A 568-nucleotide genomic window follows, 5' to 3' on the forward strand; every position below is an offset into this window, starting at 1 on the left:
AATGTGTTTGTTGTGTTTATCTAATGAAAGATAAACATTGAGAACTTTTAAATTTGATTGAATTACTCGTAAGTAATCAATCAGTCAGCTTTCCAAATTGTTAAAGAGCAATGAGACTTCTTGTGAAGTTCATTTTCTAAAGACTCTCACAGTCGAAAAATCCAACCAGCGACATAAGAAGTGGTTTGGAGATTTAACTTCCAAGAATATTTAGAGAATGGTGGGCGATACCGGGCTCGAACCAGTGACCCCCTGCTTGTAAGGCAGGTGCTCTCCCAACTGAGCTAATCGCCCACGATAGTTTTAATTCCTTCGTGGAGAAAGAATGGTGGGTCGTGCAGGATTCGAACCTGCGACCAATTGATTAAAAGTCAACTGCTCTACCAACTGAGCTAACGACCCAATGGTATCCCGTAGGGGAGTCGAACCCCTGTTACCGCCGTGAAAGGGCGGTGTCCTAGGCCTCTAGACGAACGGGACACTGCAATTCATCTCTACTTTAAAAGTAGAAACAAACTTCGAAGAACTTGGGAGTTCTTCATCTCTTTACTTTTCTAAACCTAATCAA

Annotated in this window: 3 tRNA genes; all 3 read right to left on the minus strand. The window is 42.1% G+C overall.

Features of this window, described 5'->3' with window-relative positions:
• Nucleotides 1–218 precede the first annotated feature (218 nt).
• Nucleotides 219–294, minus strand: a tRNA-Val gene (locus tag AB4503_RS25270).
• Nucleotides 295–326: 32 nt separating this feature from the next.
• Nucleotides 327–402, minus strand: a tRNA-Lys gene (locus AB4503_RS25275).
• 2 nt (nucleotides 403–404) lie between these two features.
• Nucleotides 405–480, minus strand: a tRNA-Glu gene (locus AB4503_RS25280).
• Nucleotides 481–568 lie beyond the last annotated feature (88 nt).

Source organism: Vibrio sp. 10N.222.55.B11, from assembly GCF_041473705.1.
GTDB lineage: Bacteria > Pseudomonadota > Gammaproteobacteria > Enterobacterales > Vibrionaceae > Vibrio > Vibrio crassostreae_C.